Origin of the sequence: Nitrospirillum amazonense (assembly GCF_007828035.1) — a bacterium.
In the GTDB taxonomy this organism is placed as follows: domain Bacteria; phylum Pseudomonadota; class Alphaproteobacteria; order Azospirillales; family Azospirillaceae; genus Nitrospirillum; species Nitrospirillum amazonense.
Genome location: NZ_VITV01000002.1, coordinates 306,747 through 322,807, shown reverse-complemented (window position 1 = coordinate 322,807; position 16,061 = coordinate 306,747). Strand labels below are relative to the sequence as shown.

The window sequence follows — 16,061 nt, the reverse complement described above, 5'->3', positions numbered from 1 at the left end:
GAGGCAGTCGATGAGTTACGCCCCGCCCCACATCCCCGGCATCGTCCTGATCTCAGGTGCCACCGGTGACTTCGGCACCGCCTTCGCCCGCCGCTTCGCGGCCCTGGGCAGCCGGCTCATCCTGACCGGCCGCAATACGGAGAAGCTTAAGGCGCTGGCCGACAGCCTGGACGTGCCCACGCACACCCTGGCCTTCGACGTACGCGACCGCAGGGCCATGGAGGCGGCGGTGGCCAGCATTCCGGCGGACTTCGCCGCCATCGACCTGCTGATCAACAACGCCGGCCTGGCCCTGGGGATGGAACCCGCGCAGAAGGCCAACCTGGACGACTGGGAGATCATGGTCGACACCAACGACAAGGCGTTGGCGATCATGACCGGCCTGATCCTGCCCGGCATGGTGGAGCGGGGGCGCGGCCATATCATCAACCTCAGTTCCACCGCCGGCAGCTACCCCTACCCCGGCGGCCATGTCTATTGCGCCTCCAAGGCCTTCGTCACCCAGTTCAGCCTCAGCCTGCGGGCGGACCTGCTGGGCACCGGCGTGCGCGTCACCTCGGTGGAGCCGGGCATGGTGGAGACCAGCTTCAGCCTGGTGCGCTTCAAGGGCGACGCCGAGAAGGCCGCCAAGGTCTATGCCGACACCACGCCGCTGACGGCGGAAGACGTGGCGGAGTCGGTGACCTGGGCCGCCACCCTGCCCCCGCACTTCAACGTCAACCGCGTGGAAATCATGCCCACGGTGCAGGCGCCCGCCGGCCTGGCTGTCCACCGGTTCAAGAAATAAGTTTCCTCAAGCGCCGGGCGCCCGCTTCCGCGGGCAGGGCCTCATTCCTTTCCGCTGCACCACGTTCTGCGGAAAGGTCCGGCGGACGCGGTCGCGTCCTACAGCGGTATGAGAAAAATCTCATACCGCTGTTCCAGTGCTGGAGCGGCAGCCTAGCGGTCTTGCTGAAGGCGATAGCTCCATTGATCGAGCGCGCTGCCATCGATCTTCATGATCTCGACATGGATGACGTCGCCGACGCGCCAATAGTGGATGCGCTGAGGATAGCTGTTCGCGGGGTTTTCGAACGTCATGCCCGAGGGTTCGCGGGCAGTCTCGGTAAATGGGACCGGTGCGCGGCCATTCACGAAAACGTTCACCTGGCTTTGGGCCCGTCCACCGCGATCGTGACAAGTTCGATCGTGCGGCTTTTGCCATCATGAACGGTCTGCGAGGTCCCGACCTTGACCCCGCCAAGCGCGGGTCCCCAGACTTCACAGGTCTGCTCCGGCTTACCCGCCTCCGTGCACCAGCGGCCATTGAACCAGGCCAGCGGATCAGTGTCCTGCGCAAGCGCGGGCGAAGCTAGCAACGCGGCGACCGCGGCGATGAGGGGCGCCCTCACTTCGACACCGCGCGAACAACGTCGAGAACCGCGTCGATAACAGCCTGGGGCTGGTTCAGCTGGACCAGATGTCCCGAACCGTCGGCCACGCGCCGCTCTCCACGCCGGGAAAGCGCAGCAAGCGCCTTGTGGCTGTCAGTCCAGTCCGCCTGCAGCGCCGGATATTCCTCCTTGGCTTCCGGGGCCCACAGGCCTGGTTCACCCGCGCTGACCACGATCAGGGGCAGATCGCCATAGGTCCTGTCATTCTTCACGACGCGTTCTCCATTGGGCTCATACTCCTCGAAAGCCGAAGCTTGGGTGCGTAGCCGTGCGGGATCGGCATCGAGACGGGCCAGAACCGACTGCGCCTTTTCCGGAATTTCCGGGAAATAGATAAAGCACGGCGGCGCCGGCGCGCCGGTCTTGACGCGTCCGCTCTCCACGCCGCTCGCGCAATCGCGCAGTCGCTGAGCCTCGCCGGCGAGATAGGCCCGATCCGCGGCGGCGGCCTTGGGGCCGACGCCGGCTTCACGCGCGAGATCGTGAGGCCGCACCGGATCGACCAGGACGATCCCGACGACATCGCGCGGATGACGATCGGTAAAGGTCAGGACCTCGTGCGCTCCGGCTGAATGGCCAACCAGCACAAACGGCCCCTTCACATCCGCGACCTTCAAGGCGCGCTCAAGATCGTCGGTGGTCTGGCCGACGGTCTGCGGTGCCTTGGCGTCGGCGTCGCTGAGCCCGAAGCCCGCACGATCCCAGGCGCAGGCGCGCGTCACCTTGGCGACCTCGGGCTGCACCTTGGCCCAGGTGGCCGACCACCCGCCCAGGCCCGCCGTGAACACCACGGTGGGCGAGCCCTGTCCTAGGCACCGGAGATGGACACGCCGCGCGCCGTCGACAGGAACCAGGCCCTCGGGCGCGACATAGTCGGCCATCGCCTCGACCACCGGTACATCCTTGATGACTTGCGCGCGCGCATTGACCGTAAGGCCAGCGAGACCCAGTCCTATGGCGGCGCCAACAATAGCTTTCATGCTTCCTCCTGAAGCGTTGCAGGGCATCAAAGCGAGAACTGCCCAGACGCCGCATGTAAAGCCTGGGCCTGGACTCATAAACACTGGCACCAAATTCTGGCCGCGCCGGGCTTAACGGCAGCCAGGAAGTTTTCGGATCGTTTATCGTAGGGCGTTGCGATGCCACGCAACTGTTTTGATCCGGTTGAAGATCCCTTCCACCGGGTTCCTGCGTCAATAGACCAAAGCCAAGCGGATTTATGAGTTCACGGCCTAAATCGATAAGCGATCAGGCCCGCCTTGGCATCCCAACGCCAGTCTGAGAAACTGGCGCCAGGGTCCGGGGCGGGCCGTTTTCATTCCAGGTGTGTTCTTTCGGAATTTGGGGGGCCTGATGGCCGAGCTGCCGTTCTTTTCCGTCATCGTGCCCACGCACAAGCGGGCGTCGCTGCTGCGCCGGGCGCTGGCGTCCATCAACGCCCAGCGCGAGGGCGTGGGCGGGGTGGAGATCCTGGTGGTCTCCGATGCTACCGATGGCGATACCGACGCCGTCTGCGCCGAGCTGCTGACCCCCGCCGACATGTATGTCCGCCGCAACGGGGCGCCTGGCCCCTCCGCCAGCCGCAACATGGGCCTGAGCCTGGCCAAGGGCAGTTACATCCTCTTCCTGGACGATGACGACGCCTGGTACGAGGGCTTCCTGGCCGCCTTGAAGGACCAGCCGGCGGTGCGCCAGGGCCTGCCCGTCTATTTCAACTGCGTCATCGTGAATGAGCGCCGGGGTGCCGACGCCGCCATCCTGTCGGAGGGGGGCGTCGATATGGCCGGCCGCCTGACCGATGAGATTTACCTGAAGAACCAGATCCCGGTCTGCTGCTTCGCCTTTCCCCGTGCCCTGCTGGCCGGGCTGAAGTTCGACGTGCACATGCGGGCGTACGAGGATTGGGAATTCATGCTGGCGGTCTATGCCCGGCAGAAGGCCCAGCACGTGCCGGTCATCGGCGCCCGCATCTTCAAGGACAGCGGGGCGGAATCCGAGCGTCGCGGCATCAGCCAGCAGTCCCACGACTACAACGCCGTGTTCGACTATCTCTACGTCTACCGCCGCCACAAGGCTCCCGACACCGAGTTGGGCCAGCGGCGCGCCGCCCTGCTGAACAGTTTCAACATCCCTGTCACGCCCGAGATGGTGTGACCCGTGCCGCACGACCTGGACGCGCTGGAGAACCGCACCCTGTTCTGCCTGTGGACGGGACATGAGGCGATGTCGGACGACCGCCTGCGGGCGCTGTGGACCATCTTCCGCACCACCGGCTGCGCCGTCGCCTTCCTGAACCGGGAGACGCTGTACGACTGGGTGAAGCCGGCGCATCCGCTGCACCCCGCCTGGCCCTACCTCAGCGCCACGCACAAGGCGGACTATCTGCGCTGCTATCTCATGCACCACTACGGTGGCGGCTACACCGACATCAAGCCCACGGCCAAGGCCTGGGGCCCGTTCTTCGACCAGTTGGCACGGTCGGACAAGCTGGCCCTGGGCTATCAGGAGCTGGCCAACGGCGTTGCCCCTGTCGAGGGGCCGCTGGGCGACGAGTTGCGCCGGTCCTACACCGACCTCATCGGCCTCTGCGCCTTCATCTTCCGCCGGGGCACGGCCCTGACAGCCGCCTGGTTGCAGCGGACGGAGGCGTTGCTGGACCGGAAGCTGCCGGATCTGCGGCGCCATCCCGCCATCCACCCGCTGGACCGCCAGGGCATTCTGCTGCCGGACGGCACACCGTCACCCTACCCGCTGAAATGGACGGAGCTGCTGGGCGACATCTTCCACCCCCTGGTCTATGAGTTCCGGGGGCAGATCCTGCAGGCGCCGCTCCAGCCCAGCTTCATCCGTTACCGCTAGCCGTTACCGCTGGCTGGCGGCACGACCGCCGCCGTGCTGGTGCGGGCGTTCCAATCGGGCGCGTCGGCGCCGCCCAGCGCCTTCAGGAAAAATCCGTACTGCTTGCGCAAGGCATAGCGGATGGGCCCGGTGGAGCGCCCGGCGGAATGTCCCTCGCCCGGCACCACCAGCAAATCGAAGGTCTTGTCCGCCTTGATGAGGGCGTTCACCACCTGCATCGTGGACGACGGATCGACATTGTCGTCCAACTCGCCCACCACCAGGGCCACCTGGCCCGTCAGCCGGTGGGCGTTGTCGACGTTGGACGACTGGGCGTAGCTCTCATCCACCGGCCAGCCCATCCACTGCTCATTCCAGCTGATCTTATCCATGCGGTTGTCATGGCAGCCGGCGTAGCAGAAGGCGGCTTTGTAGAAATCGCCGAAGAACAGCAGGGCGGCCAGGGAACTCTGCCCGCCGGCGGAACCGCCGTAGATGCCCACGCGGGCAATGTCCAGTTGCGGGTACTGCGCGGCGGCGGCCTGCCACCATTTGATGCGGTCGGGGAAGCCGGAGTCCTTCAGGTTCTTCCAGCACACGTCGTGGAAGGCCTTGGACCGGTTCATGGTGCCCATGCCGTCGATTTGGGCCACGACGAAGCCCATCTCCGCTTGCGCCTGCATGCCGATGACCTTGTCGCCCCCGGAATGGAAGCCGAAGGGCCAGAAGGTCTTGGGCACGAAGCTGTCGTGCGGGCCCGCGTAGATGTTCTCGATGACCGGATAGCGCCGCGCGGGGTCGAAGGCCAGGGGACGGACGATGACGCCCCAGATGTCCGTCTTGCCATCGCGGCCCTTGGCCTTGAACACCTCCGGCGGGCGGAAACCGGCGGCCAGCAGGCGGCTGATGTCGCCACGCTCGATCTCCGCCACCAGCGACCGGTCGGCCGTGCGGCGCAGCTCCATGACCGGGGCCATGTCGACGCGGGAATAGGTGTCGACATAGTAGGCCATGTCATCGGACAGGCTGACGTCGTGATAGGCATCGGCGGTGGTCAGCGGCATCAGGTTCCGGCCGTCGAAATCCACGCGGTAGAAGTGCTGGAAGTACGGATCTTCACTTGGGCGCATGCCGCTGGCGGCGAAGTAGATCCGGCGGCGCTCATCGTCCACCTTGGTCACGTGGCGCACCACCCAGTCGCCCTTGGTGATCTGGGTCTTCACCTTCCCCGTGCGGCCGTCGATGAGATAGAGGTGGCTCCAGCCATCCCGTTCCGACAGCCAGATGACCTCCGCGCCGTCCTTCTTCACGTCATGGCGGAAGCGGCGCTCGTTGTTCACGAAGGTGGCGGCCGTCTCCGTCACCACGGCGCGCGGAGTGCCGGTGGTGGCGTCGATCTCGATCACCCGCACCATCTGATGGCCCCGGCGGGTGTATTCGAAGACCACGGTGGCGCTGTCGGCCCGCCACTCGAAATCCGTCATCAGGTAGGGGTTGGGGAACAGGGCGGCATCGATGTCCAGCTTCCGGCCCGGCGCACCGGTGCGGGGCACATGGAACAGCACCGGCTGCTCCTGGTCCACGGCGTCACCCGGCTTGGGGTAGAGCTGGGTGTGCAGCTTGGGCTCGATCTGGTCCTTGGGCGAGGATTCCACCTTGTGCACGTCCCGCCGGAATCCAGGACGTACGCGATAAATCGCCAGCTTCCGCGAGTCCGGCGACCAGGCGATGGTCTCGCCATCATAGAAATCGCCCTCGCTGCCATCGGTGCTCAGCGGCGTCACGGTACCGGTGGCGACCTCGCGCAGCGCCAGGTTCTGGTTCAGGATCAACGCCTCCCACCGTCCGTCGGGCGAGGCCTTGGGGCCATTGTCGCCCGGCTGGGTCAGGTCGCGCACCACGCCGAACCCCCGGGGCCGGCGGCCGCCCTCCTCCGGCTCCCGCTTGCAGGCATAGTCCGACAGCCGGCAGGACCATTCGGCCTCCTCCCACTCGAAGGTCAGGGTCTGGCCGTCCTCGCTGAAATGCGCGCGCTCGAACGGCAGATGCAGGCCGGTAAAGCTTTGACCAGCCGCCTTGCCGAACTCCGCCGCCAGCCGGTCGTGGTCAAAGGCCGGCTCCTTCCGCAAGGTGGCGGCATCGACCATTGTGAACTGAAAACCGCCCGGCACGGTCTTGCGGTACAGCAGGCGTTCGCTCTTGCCCACCCAGCGCGCGGGCCAGGCCACATTCTCCGTCAGGCCGATCCAGCGGTCGCGTAAGGAGAGCGCGCGCTCGTAGTCCGCCTCCGTCGGCACCGGCCCGGCAGCCGGCGCTGCGCCCGTGGGAAGTGGCGCGGCCGCCCCAGCCGCTTCCGCTGCCGCGCGGGCACCCAGGGCATGGGCCGCCGCGGCCGCGACAGGCAGGGCGGCGATAAACGAACGACGGCGCATGAAAGGCTCCCCCATGATCGAAGAAGCCATTTAAGAATTTATACAATATCCTATTCAAGGGATTTTTGAGTGTCGGCTAGTCTGTCGCGCACAGCGCCAATGAATTCCCGGGGCTCGTCGACGGCGAAGGCCAGCCTGCTCACGGTCAGGGCGGACCGCAGGAAGCGACGGCGCGCCTCCGGCACCGCCAGGGTCAGCGCCACATTAGGGGCAACCAGCCGGCTGAGGTTCTCCGACCCGCGCCGTTCCAGACCGTCGGCGGCACCGATGTGCGCGATGGCGTCATAGGGGATCAGCCGGTCGGCCAGAAGGCCGAAGCGTATGCGAACGCCCTGCGGTGTCAGCAATACGGGATGCAGGCGAAGGGACTTCGTCAGCCCCAGCAGATAGATGAAGCCGATATCCCCCACGGCGAATAGAATCAGCGCCGCCGTGCGGTGATGGATGCCCAGCGCCACATCCACCACCACGATTTCCATGACCTGGGCCGCCAGCAGGCCCCCCATCAGGGGCATCAGGTCGCGATGGTAGCTGTAGGCTTGGCAGCCCGGCGGCACGTCCGGCGGCGAGCGCCAGCGAAACAAGGCCAGATGCAGCAACGCCAATTCCTTGGCCACAAGCTGGGCGAGCGGTGGTGGAACAAGGCAGGCGACGGCGGCCTCCAACTTCGCCACACCGGGCCGGCGCAGCACGGCCCAGGCCCCGGCCACCCCATAGAGAAGGTGCCCGCCAACCAAGGCCGCCACCACGGCGACGGCCCAGGGCATGTCCGCCAGGGCTGACCGCAAGGGCGGTGTGAGGCCCAGCACCCCAACGACCAAGCCGAGGGCGATGGCGGCCAGCACTACCCGCACCGCCGGCGGCCGGCCTAAACGCATCCGCTCCGCCACGATCAAGCTGGTGGCCAGGCTGTCCGTCGTGATCCACAGGAACAGCAGGGCCGCCAGGCCGGCGTGCGCCGCCGCCCACGGTGTGCGAATGGCCAGCAAGGCCACGGCGATGATAGGAAGGAGCGCCAGCCGCAGAAACGGGGCGACCGCCGGAAAGAGGGCTCGGGACGTCATGATCACAGGGCCTTCCAGTCGGAATATCCAGCCCAGGATATCATGGTTGACATGCCGGGTCGGGGGGCCTGGTGGATGACCGTGGCTGCGGCCGGGACATCCGGCCCAGCGATCACGCGTCGAACAGCGCCGAATACAACGCCTGCCAGCTGGCAGGGTCGGGGCCCATCAGCAGGCCGCCGGTACGATCGGTGGGATTGTACGGGCTGGCGTCCAGCTTGGCCGCGTGGCCGCCGGCCTCGGCAAACAGGAACGCGCCCGCCGCGTGGTCCCAGGGCTTGATCATGTTGTTCAGGCTGAAGTGCGCCTGGCCGGTCAGCAGGTCCAGGTAGTCGTGGGCGGAGCAGCGCTGGGTGTAGGCCTCCGCCACCCGCTCCCGCCGCTGGGTCAGCTGGCGGCGCATGTCGCTATCGAAGAAGCGGATGTTGGCGATGCCGCGCATCTGTTCCACCGCCACGGGCGGCAGGGCGACGCAGCGTGTGCCGGCCTCGCCGGCGTCGGCCCCCACCAGCCAGGCGCCCTGCCCCAGCCGGCCGCGCACGGTGCGTCGGCCCACGGGGTCGTGGATCCAACCGGCCACGGTGCGACCATGGGCGGCCAGGGCGACGATGACGCCGAAGCGCGGCTTGCCGGCCACAAAGTTGGCGGTGCCGTCGATGGGGTCGACGATCCAGACGGGATCAGCGCCCAGCAGGCGATCCAGCACGGCGGGGTCAGCCGAAACGGCCTCTTCCCCCACCACGGTGCTGCCGGGCAAAAGCGCCGTCAGCCGGGCGGTCAGCGCCCGTTCCGAGGCCTCATCCGCCACGGTCACCAGGTCGCCCGGTCCCTTCTCCCGGATATCGCCGCCGTCCAGGTGCTGGAAGCGGGGCAGTATTTCCGTTTCGGCCACGGAACGAATGAGGGCGTCGACAACGGCCACATCAATGGCGGGGATGTCGGTCGCAGGCAGGGGCGCGGTCATGGGGGACATCTATGGTTGGCGGCGGCGGTGGTGCCCCCTAGGAATAGAATCGATAGGCCAAACCATAAAGCCCCAAAAAGAAAAGGGACCGCCCCCTGGACGAACCAGCAGGCGATCCCCTCCTTCAAACCAGGCAGGAAAGCCGGGCGTCGGGATGACGCAAGGGCTTAGAAGCCCATGCCACCCATGCCGCCCATGCCACCCATACCGCCGCCCATGCCACCTTCCGGCAGGGCCGACTTGGGCTCGGGCTTCTCGGCGACCATCGCCTCGGTGGTGATCAGCAGGCCGGAGACGGAGGCCGCGTGCTGCAGGGCGGTGCGGACCACCTTCGTCGGGTCGATGACGCCGAAGGCGAACATGTCACCGAACTCACCGGTCTGGGCGTTGTAGCCGAAGGCCGCGTCGTTGTTGTCCAGCAGCTTGCCGACAACGATGGAACCGTCGGTGCCGGCGTTGAAGGCGATCTGACGGACCGGCGACTGCAGGGCCTTGCGGATGATGTCCACGCCCACGCGCTGGTCGTCGTTCACCGGCTTCACATTGGCCAGCGACCGGGTGGCGCGCAGCAGGGCGGTGCCGCCGCCGGCCACCACGCCCTCTTCCACCGCGGCGCGGGTGGCATGCATGGCGTCGTCAACGCGGTCCTTGCGCTCCTTCACCTCGACCTCGGTGGCGCCGCCGACGCGGATGACGGCAACGCCGCCCGCCAGCTTCGCCAGACGCTCCTGCAGCTTCTCACGGTCGTAGTCCGAGGTGGTCTCCTCGATCTGCGCCTTGATCTGGCCGATACGGGCCTCGATGTCGGCCTTGGCGCCGACGCCGTCCACGATCGTGGTCGCGTCCTTCGTGATCACCACCTTCTTGGCGGTGCCCAGCATGTCCAGCGACACGTTCTCAAGCTTGATGCCCAGGTCTTCGGAGATGACCTGGCCGCCGGTCAGGATGGCCATGTCCTCCAGCATCGCCTTGCGGCGGTCGCCGAAGCCCGGGGCCTTCACCGCGGCGATCTTCAGGCCGCCGCGCAGCTTGTTCACCACCAGGGTGGCCAGCGCCTCGCCTTCCACGTCTTCCGACACGATCAGCAGCGGACGGCTGCTCTGCACGACGGCCTCCAGGACCGGCAGCAGGGGCTGCAGGCTGCCCAGCTTCTTCTCGTGCAGCAGGATGTAGGGGCTTTCCAGCTCAGCCGTCATCTTCTCGGCGTTGGTCACGAAGTAGGGCGACAGGTAGCCGCGGTCGAACTGCATGCCCTCGACGACTTCCAGCTCGGTGTCGAAGCTCTTGGCCTCTTCCACCGTGATGACGCCCTCGTTGCCCACCTTTTCCATGGCCTTGGCGATCATCTCGCCGATCTCGGCCTCGCCGTTGGCGGAGATGGTGCCGACCTGGGCGATCTCACCGGAGGTGGAGACCTTGCGCGACTGGCCCTTCAGGTCGTCGACGATGGCGGTCACCGCCAGGTCGATGCCGCGCTTCACGTCCATCGGGTTCATGCCGGCGGCAACGGCCTTCACGCCTTCGCGCACGATGGCCTGGGCCAGCACGGTGGCGGTGGTGGTGCCGTCACCTGCGACGTCGTTGGTCTTCGAGGCCACTTCGCGCACCATCTGGGCGCCCATGTTCTCGAACTTGTCGGCCAGCTCGATCTCCTTGGCGACGCTGACGCCGTCCTTGGTGATGCGCGGGGCGCCGTAGCTCTTGTCCAGGACCACGTTGCGGCCCTTGGGGCCCAGGGTCACCTTCACCGCGTCGGCCAGGATGTCCACGCCGCGCAGCATGCGATCGCGGGCATCCGTGTTGAACTTCACGTCCTTGGCAGCCATTTTTAGTTCCTTTATCGTTTTCCCTCAGGCGCCGGGCGCGGCCATCCGGCCGCTTGGCTTATCCTCGGTTTCCCGTCCGCTGACGCTTCCCGAAAACCTCCGGCGCCCGCAGTCGCGGGCTACGGCATGGGGTTTCCCATGCCGATGATTTTACTCGAGGATGCCGAGCAGGTCGGACTCGCGCATGATCAGCACGTCCTTGCCGTCGATCTTGGCCTCGGTGCCGGACCACTTGCCGTACAGCACCTTGTCGCCGGCCTTCACGGACAGGGCGACGATCTCGCCCTTGTCGTTGCGGGCGCCGCTGCCCACGGCCAGGACTTCACCCTGCTGGGGCTTTTCCTTGACGGTGTCGGGGATGATGATGCCGCCGGCGGTCTTCTGATCCTGCTCGATGGGCCGGATCACCACACGGTCGTGCAGGGGCCTGAAACTCATTTGGAACCTCCAGGAATGGGCGCCGGCCCCTTCTCTTGAAGCGGACCGGCGTCGGGTGGCCGGCACCTTACCCCAGCCGCCGCGGCGGCCGGAAGCGCAGATGCGCGGGCGCGGTACGAATGGTGGGGGTCAGGACGCCTGGGCCTGCCTGTCCGGGGCAATCCGTTCGGCAAGCGGTGGCGTTTCCGTCACAGTACAAGCAGGGAAACGATCGCGGAAACGGGCCACGTCCGCCGGCTCCAGCGCCACCGTCAGGTGGGCGTTGTCGTCGTCGTCCTCGCGCTCCGTCACCTCGCCCTTGGCGTAGAGCCAGGCCATGGCGGCGCCGTCGCTGACCGGCACGCTGACCTTGACCACGTCGCGGCCCGCCACCATGCGGCGGTCCAGGACGTTGAACAGGCTTTCCAGCCCGTCGCCGGTCAGGGCCGACACGGCCACCAGGCCATCCGGCCGGCGGCTCTGGCGCATCAGGGTCTCGCGGTCCAGGGGCGGCAGCTTGTCGATCTTGTTCAGAACCTCGACCACCCGGGGGTCGGTCTCCGCCTCAATGCCCAATTCGGCCAGCACCGTCTCCACGTCCCGCTTCTGCGCCTCGCTGTCCGGATGGGCGGCGTCACGCACGTGCAGGATGATGTCGGCCGCCAGCACCTCCTCCAGGGTGGCGCGGAACGCCTCCACCAGATGGTGCGGCAGGTCGGAGATGAAGCCCACCGTGTCCGACAGGATGATCTTGCGCCCCGACGGCAGCACGATGGACCGCATGGTGGGGTCCAGCGTGGCGAACAGCAGGTCCTTGGCGAACACGTCAGCCCGCGCCATGCGGTTGAACAGCGTGGACTTGCCGGCGTTGGTGTAGCCGACCAGCGCCACCACCGGATAAGGCACGCGCTCGCGCGCCTTGCGGTGCAGGCCGCGGGTGCGCCGCACCTCCTCCAGCTCCGCCTTCAGCTTGATGATGCGGTCGCCGATGAGGCGGCGATCCATTTCCAGCTGGCTTTCACCAGGGCCGCCCAGGAAGCCGAAGCCGCCGCGCTGGCGTTCCAGATGGGTCCAGGACCGCACCAGGCGCGAGCGCTGGTAGGTCAGCGCCGCCAGTTCCACCTGCAGCTGGCCTTCACGGGTACGCGCACGCGCCCCGAAAATCTCCAGGATCAGGCCGGTGCGGTCGATGACCTTGGTCTTAAGGTCGCGTTCGAGGTTGCGCTGTTGCACAGGCGACAGCGCGTGGTCGACGACGACGAGGCCGATACCCAGATCGGCGACGCGCTTGGCCGCCTCTTCCAGGTAGCCGCCGCCCAGCAGGGTGGCGGGCTTGGGCCGGGTGACGCGCACGCACTCCGCCGCCACCACGTCCAACTCGATCGCGGCGGTCAGGCCAACGGCCTCTTCCAGCCGCGACTCCGGTGGACGTTTGTCATCGAGTTCTTCGCGCAGGATGGGGTGGATCACCAGGGCGCGCCGGGCGGATTTCTCCGCCGGCGGCGCCTCCGGCGACCCTTCGGGATTCAGGGAAGTAAGCAGGGCGGGCTCATCCGCCGGACGATCCGTCACAGCGCCGCCATCCTTCCCGTCAACCGGCCGGACCATCCCCTGACGGGGGGCCGCCGACTGTTTACACTCATCAATCGTGGTCGCCTTCCTTGGCCGATTCGAACAACTGGATGGGGTGGGCCGGCATCACGGTCGAGATCGCATGCTTGTAGACCAGCTGCGAATGGGCGTCGCGGCGCAGCAGCACCGAGAAATTGTCGAACCAGGTGATGATGCCTTGCAGCTTCACGCCGTTGACGAGGAAGACCGTCACAGGGGTCTTGTTCTTCCGCACGTGGTTCAGAAACACGTCCTGAACGTTTTGCGACTTTTCGGACATTGCATGCCTCGCTCTTTATTGGGGCCCTCTATGGAGCGCCCGGGGTTGCCTTTCCGGCGGTTATGGAGCCGTGCGTGAAAGTGCCGGCGGCCCCGGGCACATCCCAAGGCGTCCGCCATCCTAGCACAGGAAGTGATATGGGGTGCTAGAGCCCATCCACCAAGGTGCAAAGTTCGTCACAGCCGGCAAAGCGGCGATGCGGCGGGTAAATGCTCAGCGCCCCTTCCCCATGCGGGGTGGCCCCCACCATCAGGGGTACGCAGCCCGTGCGGTGGGCGACTTCCATATCAACGTCGGCGTCGCCCACGAACCACACATCCGGCCCCGGGGCCAAGCCCGCCGGCTGCAGCGCCAGATGCACCGGCGCCGGATGCGGCTTGTCGGCCTCGGCGTCACCGGCCCCAACCAGGGCGCCGCACCAGCGGTCCCAGCCCAGGGCCCTGGCCTCGGTGCGCAGGAAACGGCCGGTCTTGTTGCTGACCACGCCGACATAAACGCCGCGCGCGGACAGCGCCTCCAGCAACTGCCCCGCCCCCGCCAGCGGATCGAGGTAGTCCAGGTGGTGGGTCTCGAAGTGGGCGTAGAAGATGTCCCGCGCCCGCTCCCACCCGTCCCCGAACAGCACCGGAAAGGCGTCGCGCAGGCTCTGGCGTACGCGGGTGTAGCTCTCCTCCAGCGTCCAAGCAGGCATGCCGAAAGCCTCCAGCGCCGCGTTGGTGGCGGCATGGACGCAGCGCCAGTTGGTGATCAGGGTGTTGTCCCAATCGAACAGCACCGCCCTTGGTAACGTCAGGGGCGGCAGAGCCAAGGCGGGGGCTTCCAGGATATCGCTAGCGCTCACGGTCACAGCTTGGTCACCACAGGGTCATCCACCCCCACATGCGCCAGGTAAGCCTGGCGCAAACGCCGCCCCAGGGGACCTGGCACCCCATCGCCCACCGGCTTGCCGTCGATGCGGGTGACCGGCACGCAGAAGGTGCTGGCGCTGGAGATCAAGGCTTCCCGCGCAGCGTACGCATCTTCCACCGTGAACGCCCTCTCCTCGAACGGGATACCCGCCGCCTCGGCCTCGGCCAGCAGCGACAAGCGGGTGATGCCGTTCAGGATGCGGGTGCTGGCGGCGCGGGTGACCAGCACGCCCTCATTGGTGACGATCCAGGCGTTGCTGGAGCAGCCCTCCGTCACCGTGCCGTCGGGGTCGACCTGCCACGCCTCAAAGGCGCCGGCCTCGGCCGCACGCTGCTTGCCCAGCACCTGGGGCAGCAGCGCGACCGACTTGATGTCGCGCCGTGCCCAGCGGATGTCGGGGATGGTGATGACCGAGACGCCCTTTTCCAGCTGCTGCGGCGCGCTGAACTTGGTGGAACGGCAGGTGACCACCAGCGTCGGCGCCGGGTCCACCGGGAAACGGAAGTCGCGGGGCGCCTCACCCCGGGTGATCTGGACATAGACCAGTCCGTTGCGCACCCGGTTGCGGCGCGCCACCTCGCGCATCACGAAGCGCAGGCTCATGGGGTGCATGGGCCAGGGCAGATCCAGCTCGTTCAAGGAGCGGGACAGGCGGGCCAGGTGGCCGTCCTCGTCGGCGAAGACGCCATCGACCACCGACACCACTTCATAGACACCGTCGGCGAACTGGAAACCCCGGTCCTCGATATGGACATGGGCGTCGCCATGGGCCACGTAGCGACCGTTGACATAGGCTGTCCGCGGCATGGATGAACCTCACCTAAAGTCTCAAGATGCGGCAAAATTCACTGATTTATCAGCTGATTGCCGCTCATTCCTCACCCTTCCCCTCGCCGCGCTCGTTGCCATGCACGCCCAGGGACTTCAGCTTGCGGTGCAGGGCCGAACGCTCCATGCCCACGAAGGACGCGGTGCGGGAGATGTTGCCGCCGAAGCGGGTGACCTGGGCCAGCAAATATTCACGCTCGAACACCTCGCGGGCGTCGCGCAGCGGCAAGGACATGATCTCCCCGCCCTTTTCCCAGCGCAGCACCGTCGGGGTGATGGAGCCGATCTCCGGCGGCAGCATGTCGGCGCGGATGGGCTCATCCGGGTCGCCCGGCACCATGATCAGCAGCCAGTCCATGACGTTGCGCAGCTGGCGCACGTTGCCCGGCCATTCATAGGCCTGCAGGGCGGCCATGGCGTCCTCGCCCAGGACGCGCTGCGGCAGACCCGACGCGGTGGCGGAGCGCTGCAGGAAATAGCGCGCCAGCAAGGGGATGTCTTCCCGGCGTTCCCGCAGCGACGGCACCTTCAGCGGCACCACCGCCAAGCGATAGTACAGGTCCTGGCGGAACTGCCCCGCCTCGATCTCCGCCGCCAAGTCGCGGTTGGTGCTGGCGATGACTCGGACATCCACTTCCACCCGGGTGCTGCCGCCCACGCGCTCGAACGTCTGCTCCTGCAGCACGCGCACGATCTTGCCCTGGGTTTCCAGCGGCATGTCCGCCACCTCGTCCAGGAACAGGGTGCCGCCGTGCGCCTGCTCGAAGGTGCCGACCTTGCGGCCCGCCCCGTCGATGGGATGCTCCGTCCCGAACAGCTCCACCTCCAACCGGTCGGGCCGCATGGTCGCGCAGTTCAGCGCCACGAAGGGGCCGTCGGCGCGGCGGGAGTGTTCATGGATGATGCGGGCCACGATCTCCTTGCCGCTGCCCGGCGGGCCGCTGACCAGGACGCGGCTGCCCGTGGGCGCCACCTTGTCCAGCGACTGGCGCAGCTGGTTGATCATCAGCGAGCGGCCGATCAGCTCAACCTCGCCGCCGGCACGCAGGCGCAGCTCGCGGTTCTCGCGGCGCAGGCGGGCGGCCTCGATGGCGCGCTCCACCAGCAGCAGCAGGCGGTCGGACTTGAACGGCTTCTCGATGAAGTCGTAGGCGCCCTTCTTCAGGGCCGCCACCGCCGTCTCGATGGTGCCGTGGCCGCTGATCATGACCACCGGCACGTCGGGATGATCGCGCTTCATCTCATCCAGGATCTGCAGGCCGTCCAGGCGGCTGCCCTGCAGCCAGATGTCCAGGATGATCAGGCTGGGCCGGCGGGCGGCGACGGCGGCCAGCGCCTGGTCGGCGTCCGCCGCCTCGCGGGTCTTCATGCCTTCATCTTCCAGGATGCCGGAGATCAGCATCCGGATGTCGGCCTCGTCATCGACGATCAGAATATCATGCGCCATGGGTCAACGCCT

General features: G+C 67.0%; 16 protein-coding genes. 3 read left to right on the top strand and 13 right to left on the bottom strand.

Annotated elements, in window-relative coordinates; all coding sequences use genetic code 11:
- Window positions 1-10: 10 nt before the first annotated feature.
- Complete coding sequence (locus FBZ87_RS05445; protein WP_186454593.1) at window positions 11-787, top strand: SDR family NAD(P)-dependent oxidoreductase; 777 nt, start codon at window positions 11-13, stop codon at window positions 785-787.
- Between the two features lie 152 nt (window positions 788-939).
- Here the strand turns inward: FBZ87_RS05445 and FBZ87_RS29105 are convergent, their stop codons facing one another.
- The 3 genes from FBZ87_RS29105 to FBZ87_RS05440 all read right to left on the bottom strand — a co-directional run bounded on the left by FBZ87_RS29105 (window position 940) and on the right by FBZ87_RS05440 (window position 2,413).
- Window positions 940-1,080 (bottom strand): hypothetical protein, encoded by a 141-nt coding sequence (locus FBZ87_RS29105; RefSeq protein WP_186454592.1) that lies wholly within the window; start codon window positions 1,078-1,080, stop codon window positions 940-942.
- A 62-nt stretch (window positions 1,081-1,142) separates the two neighbouring features.
- Complete coding sequence (locus FBZ87_RS30190; RefSeq protein WP_422394465.1) at window positions 1,143-1,391, bottom strand: DUF6265 family protein; 249 nt, start codon at window positions 1,389-1,391, stop codon at window positions 1,143-1,145.
- Window positions 1,388-2,413, bottom strand: coding sequence for an alpha/beta fold hydrolase (locus FBZ87_RS05440; RefSeq protein ID WP_186454591.1), 1,026 nt, complete (start codon window positions 2,411-2,413; stop codon window positions 1,388-1,390). Before FBZ87_RS05440 ends, FBZ87_RS30190 begins: the two co-directional genes overlap by 4 nt.
- Before the next feature lie 373 nt (window positions 2,414-2,786).
- Between FBZ87_RS05440 and FBZ87_RS05430 the strand changes: the two genes are divergently transcribed.
- Both FBZ87_RS05430 and FBZ87_RS05425 read left to right on the top strand, forming a co-directional pair.
- Complete coding sequence (locus FBZ87_RS05430) at window positions 2,787-3,587, top strand: glycosyltransferase family 2 protein (protein ID WP_145609334.1); 801 nt, start codon at window positions 2,787-2,789, stop codon at window positions 3,585-3,587.
- A gap of 3 nt (window positions 3,588-3,590) precedes the next feature.
- The gene (locus FBZ87_RS05425; protein ID WP_145609333.1) at window positions 3,591-4,292 is read left to right on the top strand and encodes a hypothetical protein; all 702 of its coding nucleotides are present in this window, start codon (window positions 3,591-3,593) and stop codon (window positions 4,290-4,292) included.
- On the opposite strand, the gene FBZ87_RS05420 is transcribed toward FBZ87_RS05425, so the two are convergent.
- The 10 genes from FBZ87_RS05420 to ntrX all read right to left on the bottom strand — a co-directional run bounded on the left by FBZ87_RS05420 (window position 4,289) and on the right by ntrX (window position 16,049).
- On the bottom strand, window positions 4,289-6,703 hold the full coding sequence (locus FBZ87_RS05420; RefSeq protein ID WP_246134247.1) for a S9 family peptidase: 2,415 nt from the start codon (window positions 6,701-6,703) through the stop codon (window positions 4,289-4,291). The genes FBZ87_RS05425 and FBZ87_RS05420 overlap by 4 nt on opposite strands.
- A gap of 50 nt (window positions 6,704-6,753) precedes the next feature.
- Window positions 6,754-7,767 (bottom strand): hypothetical protein, encoded by a 1,014-nt coding sequence (locus FBZ87_RS05415; protein WP_145609332.1) that lies wholly within the window; start codon window positions 7,765-7,767, stop codon window positions 6,754-6,756.
- A gap of 112 nt (window positions 7,768-7,879) precedes the next feature.
- Window positions 7,880-8,731, bottom strand: a complete 852-nt coding sequence (locus tag FBZ87_RS05410) for an inositol monophosphatase family protein (RefSeq protein WP_186454590.1) — start codon at window positions 8,729-8,731, stop codon at window positions 7,880-7,882.
- 167 nt (window positions 8,732-8,898) lie between these two features.
- A complete protein-coding gene (gene groL, locus FBZ87_RS05405) occupies window positions 8,899-10,557 on the bottom strand; it encodes a chaperonin GroEL (protein ID WP_145609331.1) in 1,659 nt (552 codons plus the stop codon).
- Window positions 10,558-10,707: 150 nt separating this feature from the next.
- Entirely contained in the window at window positions 10,708-10,995 is a 288-nt protein-coding gene (locus tag FBZ87_RS05400; RefSeq protein ID WP_145609330.1) for a co-chaperone GroES, read from the bottom strand.
- 129 nt (window positions 10,996-11,124) lie between these two features.
- On the bottom strand, window positions 11,125-12,504 hold the full coding sequence (gene hflX / locus FBZ87_RS05395; protein ID WP_479684993.1) for a GTPase HflX: 1,380 nt from the start codon (window positions 12,502-12,504) through the stop codon (window positions 11,125-11,127).
- A gap of 112 nt (window positions 12,505-12,616) precedes the next feature.
- A complete protein-coding gene (hfq, locus tag FBZ87_RS05390; RefSeq protein WP_040843434.1) occupies window positions 12,617-12,865 on the bottom strand; it encodes an RNA chaperone Hfq in 249 nt (82 codons plus the stop codon).
- A gap of 145 nt (window positions 12,866-13,010) precedes the next feature.
- On the bottom strand, window positions 13,011-13,706 hold the full coding sequence (locus FBZ87_RS05385; protein ID WP_246134246.1) for an HAD family hydrolase: 696 nt from the start codon (window positions 13,704-13,706) through the stop codon (window positions 13,011-13,013).
- Window positions 13,707-13,708: 2 nt separating this feature from the next.
- Window positions 13,709-14,581: a D-amino-acid transaminase gene (locus FBZ87_RS05380; RefSeq protein WP_145609328.1), complete on the bottom strand. Its 873-nt coding sequence runs from the start codon at window positions 14,579-14,581 to the stop codon at window positions 13,709-13,711.
- A 64-nt stretch (window positions 14,582-14,645) separates the two neighbouring features.
- On the bottom strand, window positions 14,646-16,049 hold the full coding sequence (ntrX, locus tag FBZ87_RS05375; protein ID WP_145609327.1) for a nitrogen assimilation response regulator NtrX: 1,404 nt from the start codon (window positions 16,047-16,049) through the stop codon (window positions 14,646-14,648).
- Window positions 16,050-16,061 lie beyond the last annotated feature (12 nt).